Here is a 19,117-nt window from a genome sequence, read left to right on the forward strand (position 1 = left end):
GTCCCATCCTAGCTTCCGCGCCCGGCACAGCGCTGGCTCACGGGCCAGGGACCGTGGACGCCTCGGGTAGCGGCCCAAGGCTCGGATATCCTGGAGGGAAGCCAAGGGGATAAGGGGGTAGCTCGATGGTTCGGATAGCGGTCGTTGAGGACGAGGCCGTCTCGCGCACGCTTCTTCGCGACTATCTGAGGCGCTACGGCGAGGAACGCACCCTCCACATCGACGCGACGTACTTCACCGATGGCGCGGCAATTGTCGGGGACTACAAGCCCGTCTACGACATCATCCTGATGGACATCCAGATGGCGCACCTGGATGGAATGAGTGCTGCGCGAGCGATCCGCGAGGTCGATCAGGAGGTGATCCTCGTGTTTATCACCTCCGCACCGCAGTTTGCGATCAACGGCTACGAAGTGGGCGCCCTGTCCTACCTACTCAAGCCCCTCCCCTGGTTCGCGTTTTCTCAGGAGCTCGACCGCTGCATGCGCGCACTGGCCAAACGCCAGAGGGCAAGCCTGCTGCTGCAGTCGGGGGCGACCACGCACCGCGTTGACGTGGCGGACATCGTCTACGCGGAGTCCGTCAAGCACCGGATCGACGTGCACACGCTGTCCGGCGTGTACTCGGTCGTCTCCACACTCAAGGCCATGGAGGCCGAACTCGCGGGCCACAACTTTTTCCGATCCAACTCGTGCTACCTCGTCTCCCTGGCGCACGTGCGCGGCGTCTCTGATCATGAGTGCCTCATGACGGGCGGCGATCGCCTGCGCATCTCACGCCCCCGCAGGAAGGCTTTCATGAGCGCGTTGGCCGACTATGCGGGCGGGATCGACTGACGTGTTCGAGTCGCTGCCCGACATTCCCCGACTCTTCACAGCGCTGGCCGAGTGGGGCGCTGGCCTCGTGTACGTGCTCGCCATCGCACGCGCCTCCTGCCCACACGACCTCGCTCCATCGCGTTCGATGCCCCGGTGGCGTATCGCTGTCACGGCAGCGGGCGGGCTTGTCGCCTTCGTCGTCACTCAGGAGTTCCTCGGCCACTCTCCCCTGAGCCTGTGGATTCCCGGCATGGGGCTCGCGTTCCTTCTCCTGTGGGGCATGATCGAGGCGGGGACGGGAGCGCCGTGGCGGTGGGTGACGCACGTGAGTGTACGCGCGTTCATCGTCGCCGAATTGGCGGCGTCGCTCGCGTGGCAGGTCGTGGTCTTCTTCCACGCTGATCGTGAGTATTGGCGCCCCGAATCTCTCGGCGGTTTCATCGCTCTAGCCTCGGCGTGCCTGGGGATCGTCTACTACTGCGAGCGACGGGTCCTACGCCAGGGCTTGTCGGCGCCCCTCACGCGCGGCGAGCTGGCAGCCACGCTCGTCGTCGGGGTCGCCATCTTCGCCCTGTCAAACCTCAGCTTCGTCTCGACGGCGACACCCTTCTCGGGACGCGCGGGTCTGGAGGTCTTCTACATCCGCACGCTCGTCGACCTGGGCGGCTACGCGATCCTCTTCGCGCAGTACGAGCGCATCCAGCAGAGCGAGACGCAACGCGAGCTCGCATCGATCCAGTCGTCGCTGGAGGCCCAGCACCGCCAGTACCTGTTGGCCAAGGCGGACATGGAGCAGGTGGCCCGCGCCCACCACGACCTCAAACACCAGGTGGCCGCGATCCGAGCCGAGCTGGACCCGGGGCGGGCGGCTGCCTCCTTCGAGGAACTTGAGTCCCAGATCGCGCAGATCGGCCAGCACTACCACAGCGGGCACCCGGTCCTGGACGTCATCCTGACGGCAAAGGGGAAGGTGTGCAGCGCCGAGGGCATCACCTTCACCGCGGTCGCCGACGGATCCCTCCTGACGGGCATGTCCTCGATGGACATCGCCACGCTCTTCGGCAATGCCCTTGACAACGCGATCGAAGCGTCGCGCAGGGTCGGTGAGCCGAGCAAGCGCCTCATCAAACTGGCTCTGTTTCGGCGCGGACGAATGCTCGTGCTCCGGGTCGATAACTGGTTCGACGGTCAGCTGCACGTCGACGCCGGCGGGCGCCTCACGACGATCAAGGCCGACGCCATGCGTCACGGATGGGGCGTGAAGTCGATACAATGGACGGCACGCAAGTACGGCGGACAAGCCGTCACCCGGGCACGCGATCACTGGTTCACTCTGACGGTTCTGCTGCCCTCGACAACGCTTTTGGAGGAACAGTGACAATCATCGACACCGAGCGGCTCCGCTTGCGTCCGTGGAACCGCAGTGACGCGCCCGCTCTCTATGAGCTGGCGAAGGAACCGCGCATCGGCATGGCGTGCGGTTGGCGGCCCTACACGCGCATTGACGACGCCTACGACGGCCTCTCCACCGTGTTGGCAGCCCCCGAAAGCTACGCGGTGACACTGCGCGAGAGCAACGAGCTGGTGGGCGCCATCGCGCTACGCATGAAGGCAGCGGATCAACGCAACGTCGCCGACCTTGGCTACTGGACCGGCCGCCCCTACTGGGGCAATGGCTACGCCACCGAGGCCGGGCGGGCGATCGTGGACCGCGCCGCCCACCTGGGCTACGCGACGCTGACTCTGTCCTACTTCGAGGGCAACGAGGCCTCGCGCCGGGTCGCGCACAAGCTCGGATTCACGTGGCAGGGGCGCGAAGAGGGCGTGGAGTTCCCCCTCATCGGCAAGCGTGTGAGCCTCCATCGCACGGCGATGGCGCTCACCCAGGGGTAGCGGCCGACTGTCAGTTGAAGCCGAGGACGAATCCCGCAGCCCTGTAGCCCCCGCGCACGACTGCGGGCGAGGCGTGGCGCACCAGCCCTGCGAGAAGGTCCTTGCGCAGGCGCTCGGTGGCCTCCGAGTTGATGTCGTCCATCGTCTCCCAGATCTCTTCCTTGAGCGCGAGGTGTTCGGGGGTTCCCGAGAGCTGGGCCATGACGGAGCACACGACGGCGTTGATGCGCAGGTAGTGCACCATGTATCGCCACAGCTTGTCCTCCACATCGGCCCGCGCCGGCAGTGCCTCGGTCATCGCTCGATTGACCCGGGCCAGCTGGTCCAGCCTCGTGATCATCACTTTTTCGTTGACGGACTGGTCGTCTCGACCGATGAAGTAGCGGTAGAGGTCAACGTCCAGGTACCTGATGGTGCGCACGTAGGGAAGGGGAACGAAGGAATACAGGTAGTCCACGTAGAAGGTGTGCTCCGGCATCACCAAGCCCGAGCTGCGCACAACGTCGGTGCGCATCGTGAGCGCGTGCATCATGAGGTACTGGTCGTAGCGGCAGCGCCCGAGTTCGTCCCACCCGAAGGTGCGCCCACGCGGCAGGACATTGCGGTAGCGGATCGTGACCTTGTGAGCTTTCCCCTGCTTCTCGTAGACGTAGTTGGTCACGAGGAGGTCCAGGTCTCGCCCCGCCTCCCGTTCCTCGCGGAGCACGTCCAGCACGGCGTTTGCCGCGCGCCGGTCCAACCAGTCATCCGAATCCACGACGCGCACGTGCGTGCCGGTGGCAGCCGCCAAACCCGCATTCACTGCCCCGCCGTGTCCCTTGTTCTCCTGGTGAATGACTCTCACGGAGGGGTATCGTGCCGCCCAGTCGTCAGCAATCTCCGCCGTGCGGTCCTTGGAACCGTCGTTGACGATGATCGCCTCCAACTCGTCGCCGTACCCCACCAGCGTCGTCAACGCGCGATCGAGGTAGTCCTCAGAGTTGTATGCGGGAACGATCACGGTCAGCAGTGGCGTGCTCACGGGGTCTCCTCTCGATAGTCTCCCCGTAGTCTACTGCCCGCCGCCAACCTGCGCGTCCTCCTCGGGTTTCTGTTTGAAGATCACTTTGAAGATCGGGAAGAACACCCAGAAGGAGACGGCGGCGTTGATGATCATCGTGATCACGTCGGCCACTGTTTCTCCCCCCGCGCCCAGCACGTCAATCGACCAGGCGTAGATGGGGTCCTTGTACAGCACCTGCAGCGCGGCCGCCGCCACGGTGATGAGAACGTAGGCAATCGCGTACCAGAAGGCCGCCACGAGGACGGAAGAGTTGGATCTGAAGGTCACCGAACGCTGGGCGAAGAAGTTGATGACCTGGGCGATGAGGAGCGTGATCTCCACGGCCAGGAAGTATGCGACTCCTCCCCCTCCCCCGGCCGCAAGGGCTCCGGAGGGGTAGTCGAAGAGGTAGACGGTGTGTCCGTGGGAGAACCCCACCGGCAGGAACTGCAGGGCCGTGTCCACGAGGCCCGTGTGGGCAAAAGCCGCCTTGAAGGCCGGCATGAGGACCAGCTGGAGGACGGTGATGCCGTTGGAGAGTATGAAGAAGACGATGAACTGTGCGACGGTGCGGTGCTTGTCCTCGAACTTCTTCCACCAGTGCGTGCGCGCCTGCATGAGTGCTCCTTGTCGCGTTGCTGTCGTGGGCGCCGGGTCACCGACGCCGGTCGATCTGTCGTTGCGTTGCCCTGTCGGCTCGCGCATTGGCGACGTAGCCGACGAGAGCGCGGGCCAGCCCCCGGATCGGGTGGCCGTTGACGGCGTCGAGTATGGAGGCGACCATGTCCGCGCTCACCGCGCCCGCGCTCATCTTGGCGATCGCCCGGAAGGGCATATTGAGGACGAAGAGGATGTTCAGGTCCGGGTGCCCACTCGCGTCAGCCTTGGCCTTCATCGCCACGAGCCTGCGGGCGACGAAACGGGCGAGCCCGCTGCGGGCGCGCACCATGTCGGACAGGGGATCGCTGGCGCTCAGCTGATCAGACGGGTGCGCCGTGGGGACGGTGCGGCCCAACAGGACGGCGAACTCACCCATCGTGGCCCCCGCCACGTCGGCGTTGATGTAGTGACCGAGGGCGGGGTCGATCGGGCCGGGAGTGGCTCCTTCGATGTCGAGTGTGGCGCTCAGCGGCGTGTCTTCCACGTTGGGGCCCACCCAGATGGTCCAGGTTCCCCCTTCCGTCTCCCAGGCCGAACGCGAGGTTTCCCAGTGGCGGAACGTGTAGCGGTCGAAGGGTATGGACACTCTCTGGGAGCACCCCGCACGCACCCGGACTTTGGCGAAGCCTTTGAGTTCGCGAACGGGGCCGACGACCCCACCCGGCGAGCTCACGTAGAGCTGGACGACCTCCGTCCCGTCGACGGTCGAGGAGTTCGTGACAGTCAGCGATGCCCCGTCTTTGTCGACGGTGAGGTCGGAGTACTCGAAGGTCGAGTACGACAGGCCGTAGCCGAAGGGGTAGGCGACGTCCACCCGGGCGGATGTGAAGTACCTGTATCCCACGTAGGGTCCCTCGCGGTAGAGGGAGAGGGGGCCGGTGGCCGGATACCAGGCGGCGCTCGGGTGATCGTCGTAGGCGCGGGCGTAGGTCTCGGCCAGGCGCCCCGAGGGGTTGACGGCGCCGGTGAGAACGTCGAGCACCGCGCCCGCGCCACCCTGGCCGCCCAGGTGGGCGTGCACCAGGGCGGGAACCCGCTCGGCCCAGGGCATCTCCACGCTGGCTCCTCCCGACAGGATGATCACGGTCTTCGGGTTGGCGCGGACAACCGCCTCGATGAGTTCGGCCTGTCCGTCGGGTAAGCGCATGTGGGGCCGGTCCAGGCCCTCGGATTCGGCGAGCTCGTCGAGGCCGACGTAGACGAGGGCGACGTCTGCGCGCGCGGCCACGTCGCTGGCCTCGGCCAGGAGCGCGTCGGTGGTGCCGCCGTGACGGGCGTATCCGGGGGCGTAGCCCTCTAGGACGAGGCCTCGGGCGCGCGTTCCGCCATCAGCCAGGAGGTCGTGGGCGCGGTCGAGGCGCGTGGGATTGACCTGCGAGGAACCTGCTCCCTGGTATCGAGGGGTCTCGGCCATATCGCCGATGAGGGCAACCCGAGTCCCCGCTCCCAGCGGAAGCAGGCCCCCCTCGTTGCGCAGGAGCGTGATGGACTCGGCGGCGACGCGCGTGGCGAGTTCGTGGTGTTCGTCTTCGTCGTAGGGCCGGGCGTCGGGCTGCTGTGTAGCGGCGAGGGCCATGTCCACGACCTCCTGGGCGCGAGCGTAGACGTCGGCCTCGTCGAGGCGTCCCTCGGCGACGGCCGCGACGATCTGGCGCGCCCCGTACAGGCCGGGTCCGGGCATCTCGAGGCTGCCTCCGGCGCGCACCGCTGCGACGGCATCGTTGGATCCTCCCCAGTCGGAGATGACCAGGCCGTCAAAGCCCCACTCCGCGCGCAAGATGTCGGTCAGCAGGTGGGCGTTCTCGTGGGCGTAGGTGCCGTTGACGAGGTTGTAGGAACTCATGATGGCGCGCGGGTGGGCACTGCGGCACACGATCTCGAAGGCGGTGAGGTAGATTTCGCGCATCGTCCGTTCGTCGACGATGGAGTCCGAGGCCATGCGGCGCAGCTCCTGGGAGTTGACGGCGAAGTGCTTGGGGCATGCCGCTGTTCCCATGGATTGTATTCCCTGCACGAGGGCCGCTCCCATGGTTCCGGCGAGGAAGGGGTCCTCGGAGAAGTACTCGAAGTTGCGTCCACACAGGGGGGAGCGCTTGACGTTGAGTCCCGGACCAAGGAGGACGTGCACGCCGAGGGAGCGGGCCTCGAGGCCGAGGGCCTGCCCCATCAGGCGGGCGAGCTCCGGATCCCAGGTCGCGGCGAGGGCGGAGGCGGTGGGAAAACACGTGGCCTTCTCGGAGGCGGCGATGCCGAGGTGGTCTCCGTCTCCGAGCTGTCGGCGCACCCCGTGGGGGCCGTCGCTCATGACGAAGGATGGGATGCCGGCACTGGGGATCTGCCGGGAGTCCCACTGGCTCGCTCCGGACGCCAGGGCGGCGGCTTGCACGAGCGAGAGGCTGCGGGCGTCGGTGACCGGTGTGGGTGTCATGGGTGTGAACTGCCTTTCGCTCCCTCGCCGATTGGGTCGTTGCTTCCATTGTGGGCAAGGCACTCGTTGACGGGAGGGGTGGGCGCATGATCTGTCGTTTGCGGCCCCTGTTCTGCGCGGTGGCGGTGGCGGGCGTGGCGGTAGGATGAGGAGATGAGTGTGCTATCACAGCGCGTGCTTGATGGTCGCGCAGCCGTCTGCCCCTACGCGGTCTTCGTCGACATTGATGGGACCGTGTGCGACTCGCGTCAGCGGGTTCCCTCCTCGGGGGTCAGGGCGCTGCGGGAGGTGCGCGAGCGCGGCCACCGCCTGTTCGCGTGCACGGGGCGATCTGTGCCGGAGGTGTACCCCCGCTTCTGGGAGTTGGGCTTCGAAGGATTGGTCGGTGGAGCGGGAGGCTACGCGGCCGTCGGGCAGAGCGTGCTGCTTGATGAGCGAATGCCTCGAGGCGACATCGACGCGCTGAGCCGCCTGTGGGAGGACCTGGATGCCTTCTACATATGGCAGGGGCCTGATCAGATGGGGCCGTGCGAGGGATACTTGGATTTCTTTGTTGCCGGGGCGGGTATCGAACCGGGAGACTGGGCGGAGTACGCGGAATCGATCTGCCCCTTCATCACGGACATTGGCTCGGGGTCCTTCACGAAGGTGACGGCGTATGTTCCGCCCGCCGGTGCTGTGCTCGATGCCGTGCAGGAGGCACTGCCCACAGGCTACCGAGCGATCATCGGGTCGGTGGGCGCGGGCGGCTACGTGCCCATCGAGGTTCTTCCCTCGCACCTGTCGAAGGCCGTCGGCATCCGCGCGGTGTGCGAGCACGTGGGGATCCCATTGTCGCGAAGTGTCGCGATCGGTGATTCGAACAACGACGTGGAGGCCGTGGCCGCGGCGGGGATCGGTGTCAGCATTGGCTCGGGGTGCGAGGCGCTCGTCGAGGTCGCTGACATCATCGCTCCGTCGGTTGACGCTGGCGGCCTGGCCTGGGGGTTGGCCACCGCCCTGGCGGGAGCCGACCCGCGCGGGCAGGCCCAATCCGGTGGCCGCGGGTGAGCGGCGCGATTCGCCAGTGGCTTGGCCACCCCCTGACTCGCAACTCGGCGTTCATGCACCTGTGGGCGGGACAGAGCGCCGCGCAGGTCGGTTTCCAGGTGGGGACGCTGGCCACCTCGGCCATCGCGATTACGATGCTTCACGCGAGCGAGTCGCAGGTCGGCGCCCTCGCGGCCGTGCAGACCCTGGCGTTCCTGCTTGTCGGCCTCCCGGCGGGCGCCTGGGTTGACAGGTGGTCGAAGCGCCGCGTCATGATCAGCGCCAACCTCGCGCGCATCGCCGCCCTCGTCTCGGTTCCGCTCGCCTACGCGTGTTTTTCGCTGACTCTCACCCACCTGATGCTCGTCGCCGGCCTGCTTGGCCTCTCCACGGTCTTCTTCGACGTGGCCTACCAGTCCTACGTTCCGGAAGTGGCCTCCAAGCGCTACATCGGGGCGGCCAACGGTCGCCTCGAGATCTCTTTTCAGGTTGGGCGTGCGGGTGGCCCCGGCCTGGGCGGCTGGCTCCTCGGCGTCGTTGCCCCTCCCCTGGCCTACCTGCTGACCGCATCGACCTACGCGTTCTCAACGTGGGCGATCTGGCGGATTCGCACCCCCGAGAGTGAGCGCCTGCGTCCCACGTCCTCCCTGGGCACCCAGATCCGTGAGGGGGTGGCCTTCGTGCGCGGCCACCGCCTGCTTTTTCCGCTCTTTTCGTGCATCGCGTGCGCCGCCTGTGCCGCGGCGGGGATCAACGTGCTCCTGCCCGTTCTCGTGCTGCGCACGCTGGGCATGAGCGCCACCGGGCTGGGCATCGTGCTGAGTGTCGGCGCGCTCGGGGGGCTCCTCGGAGCGCTCACACGCTCGGCGTGGATCAACCGGCTCGGGATCGGTCGATCCATTGTCATCACCAACATCGCCGGGGTCACGGTTCTGGTGTTCCAGCCGGCAGCCGTCCATTTTCCCGGCTTGGCTCCGTGGGTGATCGCGGGGGCCGGGGTCGTCTCCTCGTACTTCCAGACGATCTACAACGTGACGCAGATGAGCCTGCGTCAGGAGGTGTGTCCCACCGCCATGCTGGGTCGCATGAACGCGACGTTCCGCTTCGCGGTGTGGGGAGTGATGCCACTGGGAGCGTTCGCCTCGGGTACGCTCGCGACGTGGGTGGGGGTGGAAGCCGCGATGTACGTCGTCATCGCGGTGGCCGTTGCGTCGGGGGTCGCCATGGGTTTCACACCCGCGGCACGCATCCGGGGCGCCAGCCTCGTTCCCGGGATCTCATAATGTGACGCGCTCCCGATCTCGCAATCGTGTCGCCGAGGCATCGCAGGCGTTACCATAAGTGTGAGGAAAACCGCACCTGTTTCGGTGATCGAGCCAAGGAGGACGCCATGAGCACCGCAACGACCATCGTTGACGCCCTGGGTGGGTGGGACAACATCTCCAATCTCGAGGCCTGCATCACGCGCATCCGCCTCGATTGCGCCAACACCGATCTCGTTGACGAGGCGCAGCTGCGGGCCGCAGGCGCTTTCGACGTCGTCATCGTTGGCGACGCCGTTCAGGTCGTCATGGGCCCCGATTCCGAAGACATCGTCGCGGCCATGAACGAGACTCGGTGAGCGTGGTTGTCCGCGCGCCCTTCGCGGCGCGCGTCCTGCCGCTGTCCGGCGTGCCCGACCCTGTGTTCGCCAGCGGTGTCGTCGGACCGGGCCTTGCCCTTGAGCCTTCCTCACAGGCTCGGTGTCTCACCGTCCATTCCCCCATCAACGGCGTCGTTACCAAGCTCAAGCCGCACGCCGCCATTGTCACGTCGACGGGCGGCGCGTCAATTCTCGTTCACCTGGGAATCGACACCGTGAATCTGCGCGGTAAGGGCTTTGCCGCGCTCGTCGACGAGGGCGAGATCGTCGCCGCCGGAGATCCGCTCATCCACTGGGATCTCATGCCCGCTCGCGCGGCTCGGCTGTGCGTGTACGTCCCGTTGATCGTCATCAGTGGGCATGAGACCGCACTCCTCCACGGTCCGGATGATCTGCCCGCACGCTGCACCGTGCTCGACCCCCTCTTCGAGGTTGCCGCACTCCAATAGCGTCGAAACCATGCGGTCGAGCCCCGCGGAATGATCGCCGCGGGGCTCAACTGTTGCACGACGGATTATCGCACCGACTCGCGCAGCAGAGCGAACAGTGAGGTCAGGCGCTCGTTGGAGGACAGGTCCTCGGTTCCGACCTCTTCGCCGTCCGAATCGCACAGCGGCACGCACCAGTTCGGGTACAGGTCGGCGCCCGTTCCCGGCATGTTCTGCGGACGCACGTCCCCCACCGCGTCAACGAGGGAAGCAACGACCAGCTTCGACGGCGTTCGGGCGACGTAGCGATACAGCCCCTCGACGATCTCGCGCTCGCTGGGCTCGGCGCCGTCGATGCAGCCGTACTCGTGAAGACGGGCGACAACCCGTTCAAGTTCGAGTCGATCCGAGGAACGAACGGTGTCGATGTCGTCGGTCAGCAGGCCCAGCTCCGAGCGCAGGGTGGTCTGGATGCCTCGAATGTAGCCCAATGTTGGCGGCAGGTCGTGAATATTGACGGCGGCGAGCGCACGGTCACGGTAATGTTCAGGACGCAGCGGCCACCCGCCCCCGTCCTTCTCGAACCAGACCACGGAGGTACCCAGCACGCCGCGCTCGCGCAGGTAGTCGCGTACCCACGGCTCGACGACGCCCAGGTCTTCACCGATGACCACGGCCCCGGCGCGCTGGGCTTCCAGGAGGATCACGCCCATCATCGCCTCGTGGTCGTAGTACACGTAGGTTCCCTCGGTGGCGCCACAGCCGTCCGGAATCCACCACAGCCGGAACATCCCAAGAATGTGGTCGATCCTGACGGCGCCCGCGTTCGCCAGGGCAGCGCGCACCATGTCACGCAGGGGCAGGTAGCCCGACTCGGCGAGGCTGCGCGGCGACCACGGCGGCTGGGACCAGTTCTGCCCCTGCTGCGAGTAGACGTCCGGCGGAGCACCCACGCACATACCGGAGGCGAAGAGCTCGGGTCGGCTCCACTTCTCCGACCCAAAGCCGTGGACTCCCACCGCCAGGTCAGCCATAATGCCGATCTCCATGCCGACCTCGCGCGCGACCTGCTGGGCGCCCTCCAGCTGCTGGGCAGCAACCCACTGGCACCACTCATAGAAGTCGACTCGATCGGCGAGCTCAAGCCGTTCGAGCTCAACGCGGGGTGCCGACGAACGGGACAGGTCCTCGGGCAGCTCGATGCTTCCCTCGCGTTCCACGAGGGCACACCACAGCGCGTAGTTGGACAGCTCCGTTCCGCCGTTCTCCACGAAGTGCTGGAGCTGGGACTCGCGATGGTAGGAGCGCGGCTGAGCAAAGATCAGCTCGAGCGCCTTACGCTTGGCTTCCCACGAACGATCCCTGTCGATGAGGTCCTCGCGGGTCGCGAACTGTCGGGTCTCCTGACGCAACTCCTCGATGGCTGCCCGTGATGCCTCGGGCAGGGCACCGTACTCATCGATATCCTCCGGGCGGATGTAGATCGGGTTGAGCCAGCGACGCGACACCGGCAGGTAGGGCGAGGTTTCGACGGGTGAGACAGGCTGGGAGGCGTGAACGGGGTTGATGAGGAGGAAGTCGGCGCCCCGGTCGGCACACACGGCGGCGAGGTCGGCAAGGTCGGAGGCGTCACCGATCCCCCACGAGCCGGTCGACCGCGTTGAGTACAGCTGAGCATTAACACCCCAGGCACGGCGCGGGGATTCCAGGAGGGGCACAGACAGGGCATGGGGGACGATGATGAGCGTCGCCGACTCGACGTGTCCTCCCTCGACGGTGGCGACGAGGCGGTGCCACCCGAGCGGCAGCCAGTGCGGCACGTCGAATGTGGCGCGGCCGATCATCCGCCCGTCAATCATACGCGGCGGGACGTAGCGGTCGAGCTGCTCGCAGAATCCCTTGCGGCCATCCTCGAGGACCCATTGGACGTTCACCCAGGAGCCGTCCGGGACGTGCACGGGGAACTCGTAGCCTCCGCCCTGTCGGGCGACGATGGTCGGTGGGAGGGTTCTGCGCCAGGGACGTTCCTCGGTGAGGCGAAGCGCGTCATCAACGTCAGCCGTGCTCGAGGATTCGTCAAGGGGCAGGCCGAGGGCGCCGAGAACCTTCAGGAGGGTGTGGGCGCCGACGCCCACCCAATTCCCATACCAGTCCCAGAAGCCGGTTGCGACGCCGTTGGCGTCGGCGAGCCGCCTCAGCTGTTCGATGTTGTCAGATGCGGGAGCGGGGAGAGTCACGACAAAGCCTTCTACGTTGTGGGCTGAGAACACTCTTCATTTTAGGCGTGCGCACGCTGGGGAAGAACATCCACTGGCGTGTCATGGGCCACGGAATCAAGAGTGGAGATCATTGCACCGGCGATATCATCCGAGGGCTCACCGCAGACCACCTGTACGACGTCTCCGGAGCGCACGACAGCCAAGACGCCGTCAACGCGCAGCGCTGCTTCATCGACGGCCCGTTGAGACTTCACCTGGATGCGGATACGCATCGTGCAGGGTTCGACCTCGACAATGTTGAGGTGTCCTCCCAGCGCGTCAATGAGCGCTTGCTCGATCGCCATCGGAGCCCCTTTCGCACCGTCGGTAATTTGGGATACGAGTCACATGGTAGATGTGACCTACGCGAAAGGCAAGTGCATTTCACTACACGAGTTGCCAGCCTGTCAAGCCCACGATGCAGGGTAGACTTCCTCGCCATTGACCGACGAGCGTCCTCGACGGCTCCATTGTCAAGAGGGCAGCGCACACACGCCGGGACCTTGGACCCACGAGACGCGCGCACGCATGCCCGATCGTTGGCTCCCGATGATTGGCCTGCGAGGAGGCGCGTCGGCCATGTGGGACACTCTCCGATGCGCCACCCACCCGTCGCAGCTGCGCGCGGGGGAGAGCCCTCAGGCCCTCCCCCGCGCGTGGCCACTGTCAGTCGCGCGTCAGTTTCCGATGCGTGACACGGTGGGGATTCGCCGCCGCCTCGCCCAGGCGCGCCACCTTGTTCTTCTCGTAGGCCTCGAAGTTGCCCTCGAACCAGTACCAGTTGTCGGGCTGATCCTCCGTGCCCTCCCATGCCAGGATGTGGGTCGCCACCCGGTCCAGGAACCAGCGATCGTGCGTGACGACGACGGCGCAGCCAGGGAACGCAAGGAGCGCGTTCTCCAGGGAGCCGAGGGTCTCGACGTCCAGATCGTTCGTGGGCTCGTCGAGCAGGAGCAGGTTGCCGCCCTGCTTGAGGGTCAGCGCAAGGTTCAGGCGATTGCGCTCGCCACCCGACAGAACGCCCGCCGGCTTTTGCTGATCCGGTCCCTTGAAGCCGAAGGCTGAGACGTAGGCACGCGAGGGCATCTCGACGTTGCCGACCTGGATGAAGTCCAAGCCGTCGGAGACCACCTGCCACAGGGTCTTCTCCGGGTCGATGCCCGCGCGACTCTGGTCGACGTAGCTGATCTTGACGGTCTCCCCGATCGTCAATTCACCGCCGTCGAGGGGCTCGAGACCGACAATCGTCTTGAACAGCGTCGTCTTTCCGACGCCATTGGGGCCGATAACGCCGACGATTCCGTTGCGCGGCAGGGAGAACGACAGGCCATTGATGAGGGAACGTCCGTCAAAGCCCTTCTTCAGGTCCTTCGCCTCGATGACGACGCTGCCCAGGCGCGGCCCCGGCGGAATCTGAATCTCCTCGAAGTCGAGCTTGCGGGTGCGCTCCGCCTCGGCGGCCATCTCCTCGTAGCGGGCCAGACGCGCCTTGGACTTAGCCTGGCGCCCCTTGGCGTTGGAGCGGACCCACTCGAGTTCTTCCTTCAGTCGCTTGGCCAGCTTCGCATCCTTTTGCCCCTGAACCTGCAGACGCTTCTCCTTGGTCTCCAGGTAGGTGGAGTAGTTGCCCTCGTAGGGGTAGAGGTGGCCGCGATCAACCTCGGCGATCCAGCCGGCAACGTGATCCAGGAAGTAGCGATCGTGGGTGACGGCGATGACGGCGCCCGGGTAGGAGGCCAGGTGCTTCTCTAGCCACAGGACGGACTCGGCGTCCAGGTGGTTGGTCGGCTCGTCGAGCAGGAGCAGGTCGGGCGCCTCAATGAGGAGCTTGCACAGGGCGACGCGACGACGCTCACCGCCGGAGAGGACGGAGACGGGCTGGTCCGAGGGAGGACAGCGCAGCGCGTCCATCGCCTGCTCCAGCTGGGAGTCAATGTCCCATGCGCCTGCGGCGTCGATCTCGGTCTGGAGCTTGCCCATCTCCTCCATGAGCGCGTCGAAGTCCGCATCCGGGTTGGCCATCTCTTCGGAGATCTCGTTGAAACGGGCGAGCTTGGCGAAGGTGTCGGCGGCCCCCAGGCGCACGTTCTCGATGACGGTCTTGGACTCATCCAGAACCGGCTCCTGCATGAGAATGCCAACCGAGTATCCGGGGGTCAGGCGAGCCTCGCCGTTGGAGGGCTCGTCGAGTCCGGCCATAATCTTCAGGATCGAGGACTTACCGGCCCCGTTGGGGCCGACCATGCCGATCTTCGCTCCGGGGAAGAAACTCATGGTCACATCGTCGAGGATGACCTTGTCACCGACGGCCTTGCGGGCCTTGATCATCTGATAAATAAACTCCGCCACGTTACTCCGTTCGGGTGGTTCGGGGCGCGCAAGCGCGCGCGTGTCTCCCCTATCGTAGCGACCCCGGACGCGGCTGCGGGCCGACCAGCACGCCCGGCGCACCGGTGATCCTTCTCTCAGGGGAAAAACGTGGGAAAATCGCGCCTTCCGCGCACTTCCTGGCATCGCGCTTGGTTACGCAAGCGTAGTGATTCACGAACAACTACTGCAACTTTTGAAGAAGCGTGTGCGCGTCCCTGAGTTTTAAGACAAACTTTGAAGTACTGCGGGGCCTCGCCCCGCCATCTCCCGTGCCACGAAGGAAGGAAGGAGCCGACATGAGCGCGCCCACCCGCATCACCATCGAGGGGATTCACGCGCCCGTGTACCACGTTCCCTCCACCTCCTCCACCCTCGACCTGGCCGCATCACTCCTCGCCGATACCGCCACCCCCACGCCGCACCTGACGACGATCATCGCCGACCACCAGAGCGCTGGGCGCGGCCGACTCGGGCGCTCCTGGATTGCCCCCGCCGGCCAAGCGCTCCTTGCCACAACGATCGTCTCCGTTCCCACCTCGCTGCCGACCGCCACCCTGGGGTGGCTCGTCTACGCCTGCGCACTCAGCGTGCGCGACGCGCTGAGCCTGCGCCTGACCCCTCTTCACCACGACGTCACCCTCAAGTGGCCCAACGACATCCTCGTGGACGGCGAACGCAAAGTCTGCGGCATCCTCGCCCAGCTGGCCCCGGCCTCGTCCCCCTTTACGACGACCGCGCTCCTCGGATACGGGGTGAACATCGCCCAAGAGGGTGCCGATCTGCCCACCGCGCACGCAACATCCCTGCGTGCCGAAGGCGACATCCCCGCCGGGGAAGACTCCGGCGCCGCCGCGCACGCCCTCCTGTCCACGATCCTTGTCAGACTCGAGGCGCGCGTGCGAAGCCTCGTCACGCACGGCAGCGTTTCGGCCAGCGGCCTCGCGGACGAGGTGCTCGCTGCCATGCCGCTCATCGGCAAGCGCATCGCCCTGGCGGAGCCGACCGACCCGACCGGACGCGCGGCGATCGAAGGCACGGCCATCGGGTTGGCCGACACGGGCGCCCTGCAACTGCGCACCGACGACGGCCGCATCCACGACATCAACGCCGGGGACGTGCTGACAACCGGAACACCTTTGAGAACCACTCACACAACCAAGGAGAAGCGTGCGAACAATTAACCGAATCCTCGTCGCGAACCGAGGGGAGATCGCCCTGCGCGTCTGCCGCACCGCCACCGACATGGGCATCTCCACCATCGCCGTCTACGCCGATCAGGACATGGCGGCGCCCCACACCCGCGAAGCGGACGAGGCTCTCGCCCTCGGAGGGGACGATGCCGCCTCGACGTACCTTAACGGCGAGAAGATTCTCGCCATCGCGATTGAAACCGGTGCCGACGCCATCCATCCCGGCTACGGTTTCCTCTCCGAAAACTCCGAGTTCGCGCGGGCCGTCGAAGACGCCGGCATCGCGTGGCTCGGCCCCTCTTCCGCCGTCATTGACGCCCTCGGTGACAAGATCAAGGCTCGCCTGGTCGCCGAGGCCTGCGGTGTTTCCCCCGTGCCCGGTGTCTCCCAGCCCGTCACCTCCCGCACGGAGGTCGAGGCCTTCATCGAGGAGGCAGGCTATCCCGTGGTCCTCAAGCGGGCCGACGGGGGCGGCGGACGCGGCATCACCGTCGTTCGTTCCACCTCCGACCTCGACCTGTTCTTCGCCCGCCACGGTGACAGCGCCGACCTTGGCGCCCACTTCGTCGAGCGCTTCGTCGAGGTCGCACGCCACGTCGAAACCCAATGCGCCCGCGACGCGCTCGGCAACTTCCACGTCATCTCGACGCGCGACTGCTCCGTTCAGCGCCGCAACCAGAAGCTCGTCGAGGAGGCCCCCGCGCCCTTCCTACCCGACGGCGCCCACGAGCATCTCGTGGGCGCGTCCCGCGCGCTCTTTGAGCAGGTGGGCTACGTGGGCGTGGGGACCGTGGAGTTTCTCCTCGAACCCGACGGGAGCATCTGGTTCCTCGAGGTCAATCCCCGCCTGCAGGTCGAGCACCCCGTGTCCGAGGAGGTCACCGGAGTCGACCTGGTGCGCGAACAGATCCGCATCGCTCAGGGCCTGGCTCTCACGACGCCGCCGGCCCCGCGCGGACACTCCTTCGAGTTCCGCATCACCTCCGAGGATCCCTCCCAGGACCTCACCCCCACCGCCGGGCGCCTCGACGAGGTGCACTGGCCGCTCGGCCCGGGCATCCGCCTCGAGCTGGGCATCGATGAGGGCGACACCGTCCAAACTGCCTTCGACTCGATGATCGCCAAGATCATCGTCACGGGAGCCGACCGCGAGCAGGCTCTCGCCCGCTCGCGCCGCGCGCTCGGAGAGTTTTCTGTCCAGGGCGTCGCCACCCCGGTCCCCGTCTACCAGGACATCATCAGCGACCCCGACTTTTGCGGTGTCGGCGGTTTCAACGTCTCAACCCGCTGGTTCGAAACCAGCTTCATGCCCCGCCACGACTACTCCGACCTCGCGATCCCCGCCGAGGCCTCGCAGACCGCCGACCTGCCCCGCCAGACCTACATCATCGAGCTGGACGGGCGCCGCGTGAGCCTGACCCTCCCGGCGGGCATGTTCAACGCGCCGGCCAACCCCGCCCCGCGCCCGCCGCAGCCGCTGCGCTCCACCCCCCGCCGCGCCGGTTCGGTCTCCCCGCACTCCGGCCCGCACCAGGGTGCCCCCGGCGACATCGTCGCTCCCATGCAGGCCATCGTCGTCGCCCTGGCCGTGAGCGAAGGACAACGCGTCGAGGAGGGACAGCTGGTCGCCGTCCTCGAAGCCATGAAGATGGAAAAGCCGCTGCTCGCTCCCCGCGCGGGAACCGTCGAGTCGTTGGCCGTGAGCCAGGGCGACACGGTGAGCGCCGGAACGCGCATCGCCCACATCAGCACCGAGGAGGCATAATGAGCACAGCCAGCACACTGACCCGCGACGGGTTCATCCAGGCGCAGGACGCACTGGCCAGCGCCGCCGAAGAAAAGGCTGCTCAGCGCCAGCACGCCAAGCACAAGCTCACTGCCCGTGAGCGCCTCTCACTCTTTTTTGACGACGGGCAGTGGCACGAGGTCGGCCAGTTCATCGGCGGCTCCGTGCGGGCCGGGCGCGTCGGCTCGGCCGTTGCCGCCGGTTACGGGCGCGTGCAGGGACGAATGGTGGCCGCCTACGCGCAGGACTTTTCGGTGTTGGGCGGCACCCTGGGCAAGGTCGAGGGAGATAAGATCGTCGACCTCATCGACCTGGGGATCCGCATGCGCATTCCAATCGTCGGCATCCAGGATTCGGGCGGCGCACGCATCCAGGAGGGCGTCGTCGCACTGGCCCAGTACGGGCGCATCTTCAAGAAGACGTGTGAGGCCTCCGGCCTCGTCCCCCAGATCTCGATCATCCTGGGTCCGTGCGCGGGCGGAGCCGTGTACCAGCCGGCCCTGACCGACTTCATCGTGATGACGCGCGAGAACTCGCACATGTTCGTGACCGGGCCCGACGTGGTCGCGGCGACGACGGGTGAGAAGGTCACCCTCGACGAGCTCGGGGGCGCTGCCATCCACAACTTCCAGTCCGGTGTCGCCCACCATATGGCAGACACCGAGGAGGAAGCCATCGACTACGTCCGCTCGCTGCTGGACTATCTGCCCTCCTCGTGCGAAGCCGCTCCCCCGCGCTATGAGTACCTGGCGAACCCCGAAGACGAGGCCGCCGCACGCGCGGTTGCGGACCTGGTGCCCACCTCCGCCCGCCAGCCCTACGACGTGCGCGACGTCGTGCGCGCCCTGGTCGATCACGGCGAGTACGTCGAAATTCAGGACCTGTTCGCGCCCAACGTGACGATCGGTTTCGCGTGCGTCGACGGCTTCTCCGTTGGCGTCGTCGCCAACCAGCCGATGAGTGACGCGGGAACCCTGGACGTGGATGCGTCGGAGAAGGCGGCTCGTTTCGTGCGCTTCTGTGACGCATTCGGCCTGCCCATCGTGACCTTCGTCGATGTTCCCGGGTACCGCCCGGGAACCGAGCAGGAGCAAGCGGGCATCATTCGCCGCGGAGCCAAGGTGATCGTCGCCTACGCCAACGCCACCGTTCCCATGGTGACCGTGATCCTGCGCAAGGCCTACGGCGGCGCGTACATCGTCATGGGATCGAAGTCCATCGGTGCCGACCTGGCCTTCGCATGGCCCGACGCGCAGATCGCCGTCATGGGCGCGGAGGGTGCCGCGTCGATCATGTACCGCCGCGAGCTGGCGGCCGCCCGGGAGGAGGGAACCTTCGACGAGACCAAGGCCGCCCTGGTCGCTCGTTACGAGGAGGAAACGGTCAACCCCGAAGTATCCGTGGCCTCGGGCCAGCTCGACGGGATCATTCGCCCCGCCGACACCCGACAGACCATTATCAACTCCCTGCATTTGCTGGCGTCCAAGGACCAGCGTGCACCCCACGTGAAGCGTCACGACAACGGCCCCCTGTGACCGTCGCCGTTTGAGAAGTAATGTCCCCGAAGGAAAGT

Annotated in this window: 16 protein-coding genes; 10 read left to right on the forward strand and 6 right to left on the reverse strand. The window is 66.5% G+C overall.

All coding sequences use genetic code 11. The features are described 5' to 3' along the window. Nucleotides 1–125: 125 nt before the first annotated feature. The 3 genes from HMPREF9006_RS02295 to HMPREF9006_RS02305 are packed head-to-tail and all read left to right on the forward strand — an operon-like array spanning nt 126 to nt 2,711. Nucleotides 126–836 (forward strand): LytR/AlgR family response regulator transcription factor, encoded by a 711-nt coding sequence (locus tag HMPREF9006_RS02295; RefSeq protein ID WP_009211923.1) that lies wholly within the window; start codon nt 126–128, stop codon nt 834–836. 1 nt (nt 837) lies between these two features. Further along, entirely contained in the window at nt 838–2,196 is a 1,359-nt protein-coding gene (locus tag HMPREF9006_RS02300; protein WP_034231956.1) for an ATP-binding protein, read from the forward strand. Continuing rightward, nucleotides 2,193–2,711: a GNAT family N-acetyltransferase gene (locus HMPREF9006_RS02305; protein WP_009211925.1), complete on the forward strand. Its 519-nt coding sequence runs from the start codon at nt 2,193–2,195 to the stop codon at nt 2,709–2,711. The genes HMPREF9006_RS02300 and HMPREF9006_RS02305 overlap by 4 nt, the downstream gene beginning before the upstream one ends. Before the next feature lie 10 nt (nt 2,712–2,721). Here HMPREF9006_RS02305 and HMPREF9006_RS02310 read toward each other — a convergent pair whose 3' ends face one another. Genes HMPREF9006_RS02310 through HMPREF9006_RS02320 form a run of 3 tightly spaced genes read right to left on the reverse strand, consistent with a single transcriptional unit; the run spans nt 2,722 to nt 6,841 of the window. Further along, nucleotides 2,722–3,732, reverse strand: coding sequence for a glycosyltransferase (locus HMPREF9006_RS02310; RefSeq protein ID WP_009211926.1), 1,011 nt, complete (start codon nt 3,730–3,732; stop codon nt 2,722–2,724). 30 nt (nt 3,733–3,762) lie between these two features. Next, nucleotides 3,763–4,371, reverse strand: a complete 609-nt coding sequence (locus tag HMPREF9006_RS02315; protein WP_009211927.1) for a hypothetical protein — start codon at nt 4,369–4,371, stop codon at nt 3,763–3,765. A gap of 37 nt (nt 4,372–4,408) precedes the next feature. Then, nucleotides 4,409–6,841, reverse strand: a complete 2,433-nt coding sequence (locus HMPREF9006_RS02320) for a glycoside hydrolase family 3 C-terminal domain-containing protein (protein ID WP_009211928.1) — start codon at nt 6,839–6,841, stop codon at nt 4,409–4,411. Between the two features lie 153 nt (nt 6,842–6,994). Here HMPREF9006_RS02320 and HMPREF9006_RS02325 point away from each other — a divergent pair, with 153 nt between their 5' ends. From HMPREF9006_RS02325 to HMPREF9006_RS02340, 4 genes are all read left to right on the forward strand, one after another. Next, a complete protein-coding gene (locus tag HMPREF9006_RS02325; protein ID WP_009211929.1) occupies nt 6,995–7,891 on the forward strand; it encodes an HAD hydrolase family protein in 897 nt (298 codons plus the stop codon). Further along, nucleotides 7,888–9,153 carry an MFS transporter gene (locus tag HMPREF9006_RS02330; protein WP_009211930.1) on the forward strand — a complete coding sequence of 422 codons (1,266 nt, stop codon included), beginning with the start codon at nt 7,888–7,890 and terminating at the stop codon, nt 9,151–9,153. Before HMPREF9006_RS02325 ends, HMPREF9006_RS02330 begins: the two co-directional genes overlap by 4 nt. A gap of 107 nt (nt 9,154–9,260) precedes the next feature. Continuing rightward, entirely contained in the window at nt 9,261–9,491 is a 231-nt protein-coding gene (locus HMPREF9006_RS02335) for a glucose PTS transporter subunit EIIB (RefSeq protein WP_009211931.1), read from the forward strand. After that, nucleotides 9,488–9,961 (forward strand): PTS sugar transporter subunit IIA, encoded by a 474-nt coding sequence (locus HMPREF9006_RS02340; protein WP_034230878.1) that lies wholly within the window; start codon nt 9,488–9,490, stop codon nt 9,959–9,961. Before HMPREF9006_RS02335 ends, HMPREF9006_RS02340 begins: the two co-directional genes overlap by 4 nt. Before the next feature lie 65 nt (nt 9,962–10,026). Here HMPREF9006_RS02340 and malQ read toward each other — a convergent pair whose 3' ends face one another. The 3 genes from malQ to ettA form a co-directional block, all read right to left on the reverse strand. Continuing rightward, nucleotides 10,027–12,177: a 4-alpha-glucanotransferase gene (gene malQ / locus HMPREF9006_RS02345; protein ID WP_034231959.1), complete on the reverse strand. Its 2,151-nt coding sequence runs from the start codon at nt 12,175–12,177 to the stop codon at nt 10,027–10,029. A 41-nt stretch (nt 12,178–12,218) separates the two neighbouring features. Continuing rightward, on the reverse strand, nt 12,219–12,503 hold the full coding sequence (locus HMPREF9006_RS02350; protein WP_009211934.1) for a PTS transporter subunit EIIB: 285 nt from the start codon (nt 12,501–12,503) through the stop codon (nt 12,219–12,221). Between the two features lie 361 nt (nt 12,504–12,864). After that, nucleotides 12,865–14,547: an energy-dependent translational throttle protein EttA gene (gene ettA, locus HMPREF9006_RS02355; RefSeq protein WP_009211935.1), complete on the reverse strand. Its 1,683-nt coding sequence runs from the start codon at nt 14,545–14,547 to the stop codon at nt 12,865–12,867. 317 nt (nt 14,548–14,864) lie between these two features. Between ettA and HMPREF9006_RS02360 the strand changes: the two genes are divergently transcribed. Genes HMPREF9006_RS02360 through HMPREF9006_RS02370 form a run of 3 tightly spaced genes read left to right on the forward strand, consistent with a single transcriptional unit; the run spans nt 14,865 to nt 19,079 of the window. Further along, nucleotides 14,865–15,749 carry a biotin--[acetyl-CoA-carboxylase] ligase gene (locus HMPREF9006_RS02360; RefSeq protein ID WP_009211936.1) on the forward strand — a complete coding sequence of 295 codons (885 nt, stop codon included), beginning with the start codon at nt 14,865–14,867 and terminating at the stop codon, nt 15,747–15,749. After that, nucleotides 15,736–17,523 (forward strand): acetyl/propionyl/methylcrotonyl-CoA carboxylase subunit alpha, encoded by a 1,788-nt coding sequence (locus HMPREF9006_RS02365; protein ID WP_009211937.1) that lies wholly within the window; start codon nt 15,736–15,738, stop codon nt 17,521–17,523. The genes HMPREF9006_RS02360 and HMPREF9006_RS02365 overlap by 14 nt, the downstream gene beginning before the upstream one ends. Next, nucleotides 17,523–19,079, forward strand: coding sequence for an acyl-CoA carboxylase subunit beta (locus tag HMPREF9006_RS02370; RefSeq protein ID WP_009211938.1), 1,557 nt, complete (start codon nt 17,523–17,525; stop codon nt 19,077–19,079). The genes HMPREF9006_RS02365 and HMPREF9006_RS02370 overlap by 1 nt, the downstream gene beginning before the upstream one ends. Nucleotides 19,080–19,117 lie beyond the last annotated feature (38 nt).

Origin of the sequence: Actinomyces sp. oral taxon 180 str. F0310 (genome assembly GCF_000185285.1) — a bacterium.
In the GTDB taxonomy this organism is placed as follows: Bacteria; Actinomycetota; Actinomycetes; order Actinomycetales; family Actinomycetaceae; genus Pauljensenia.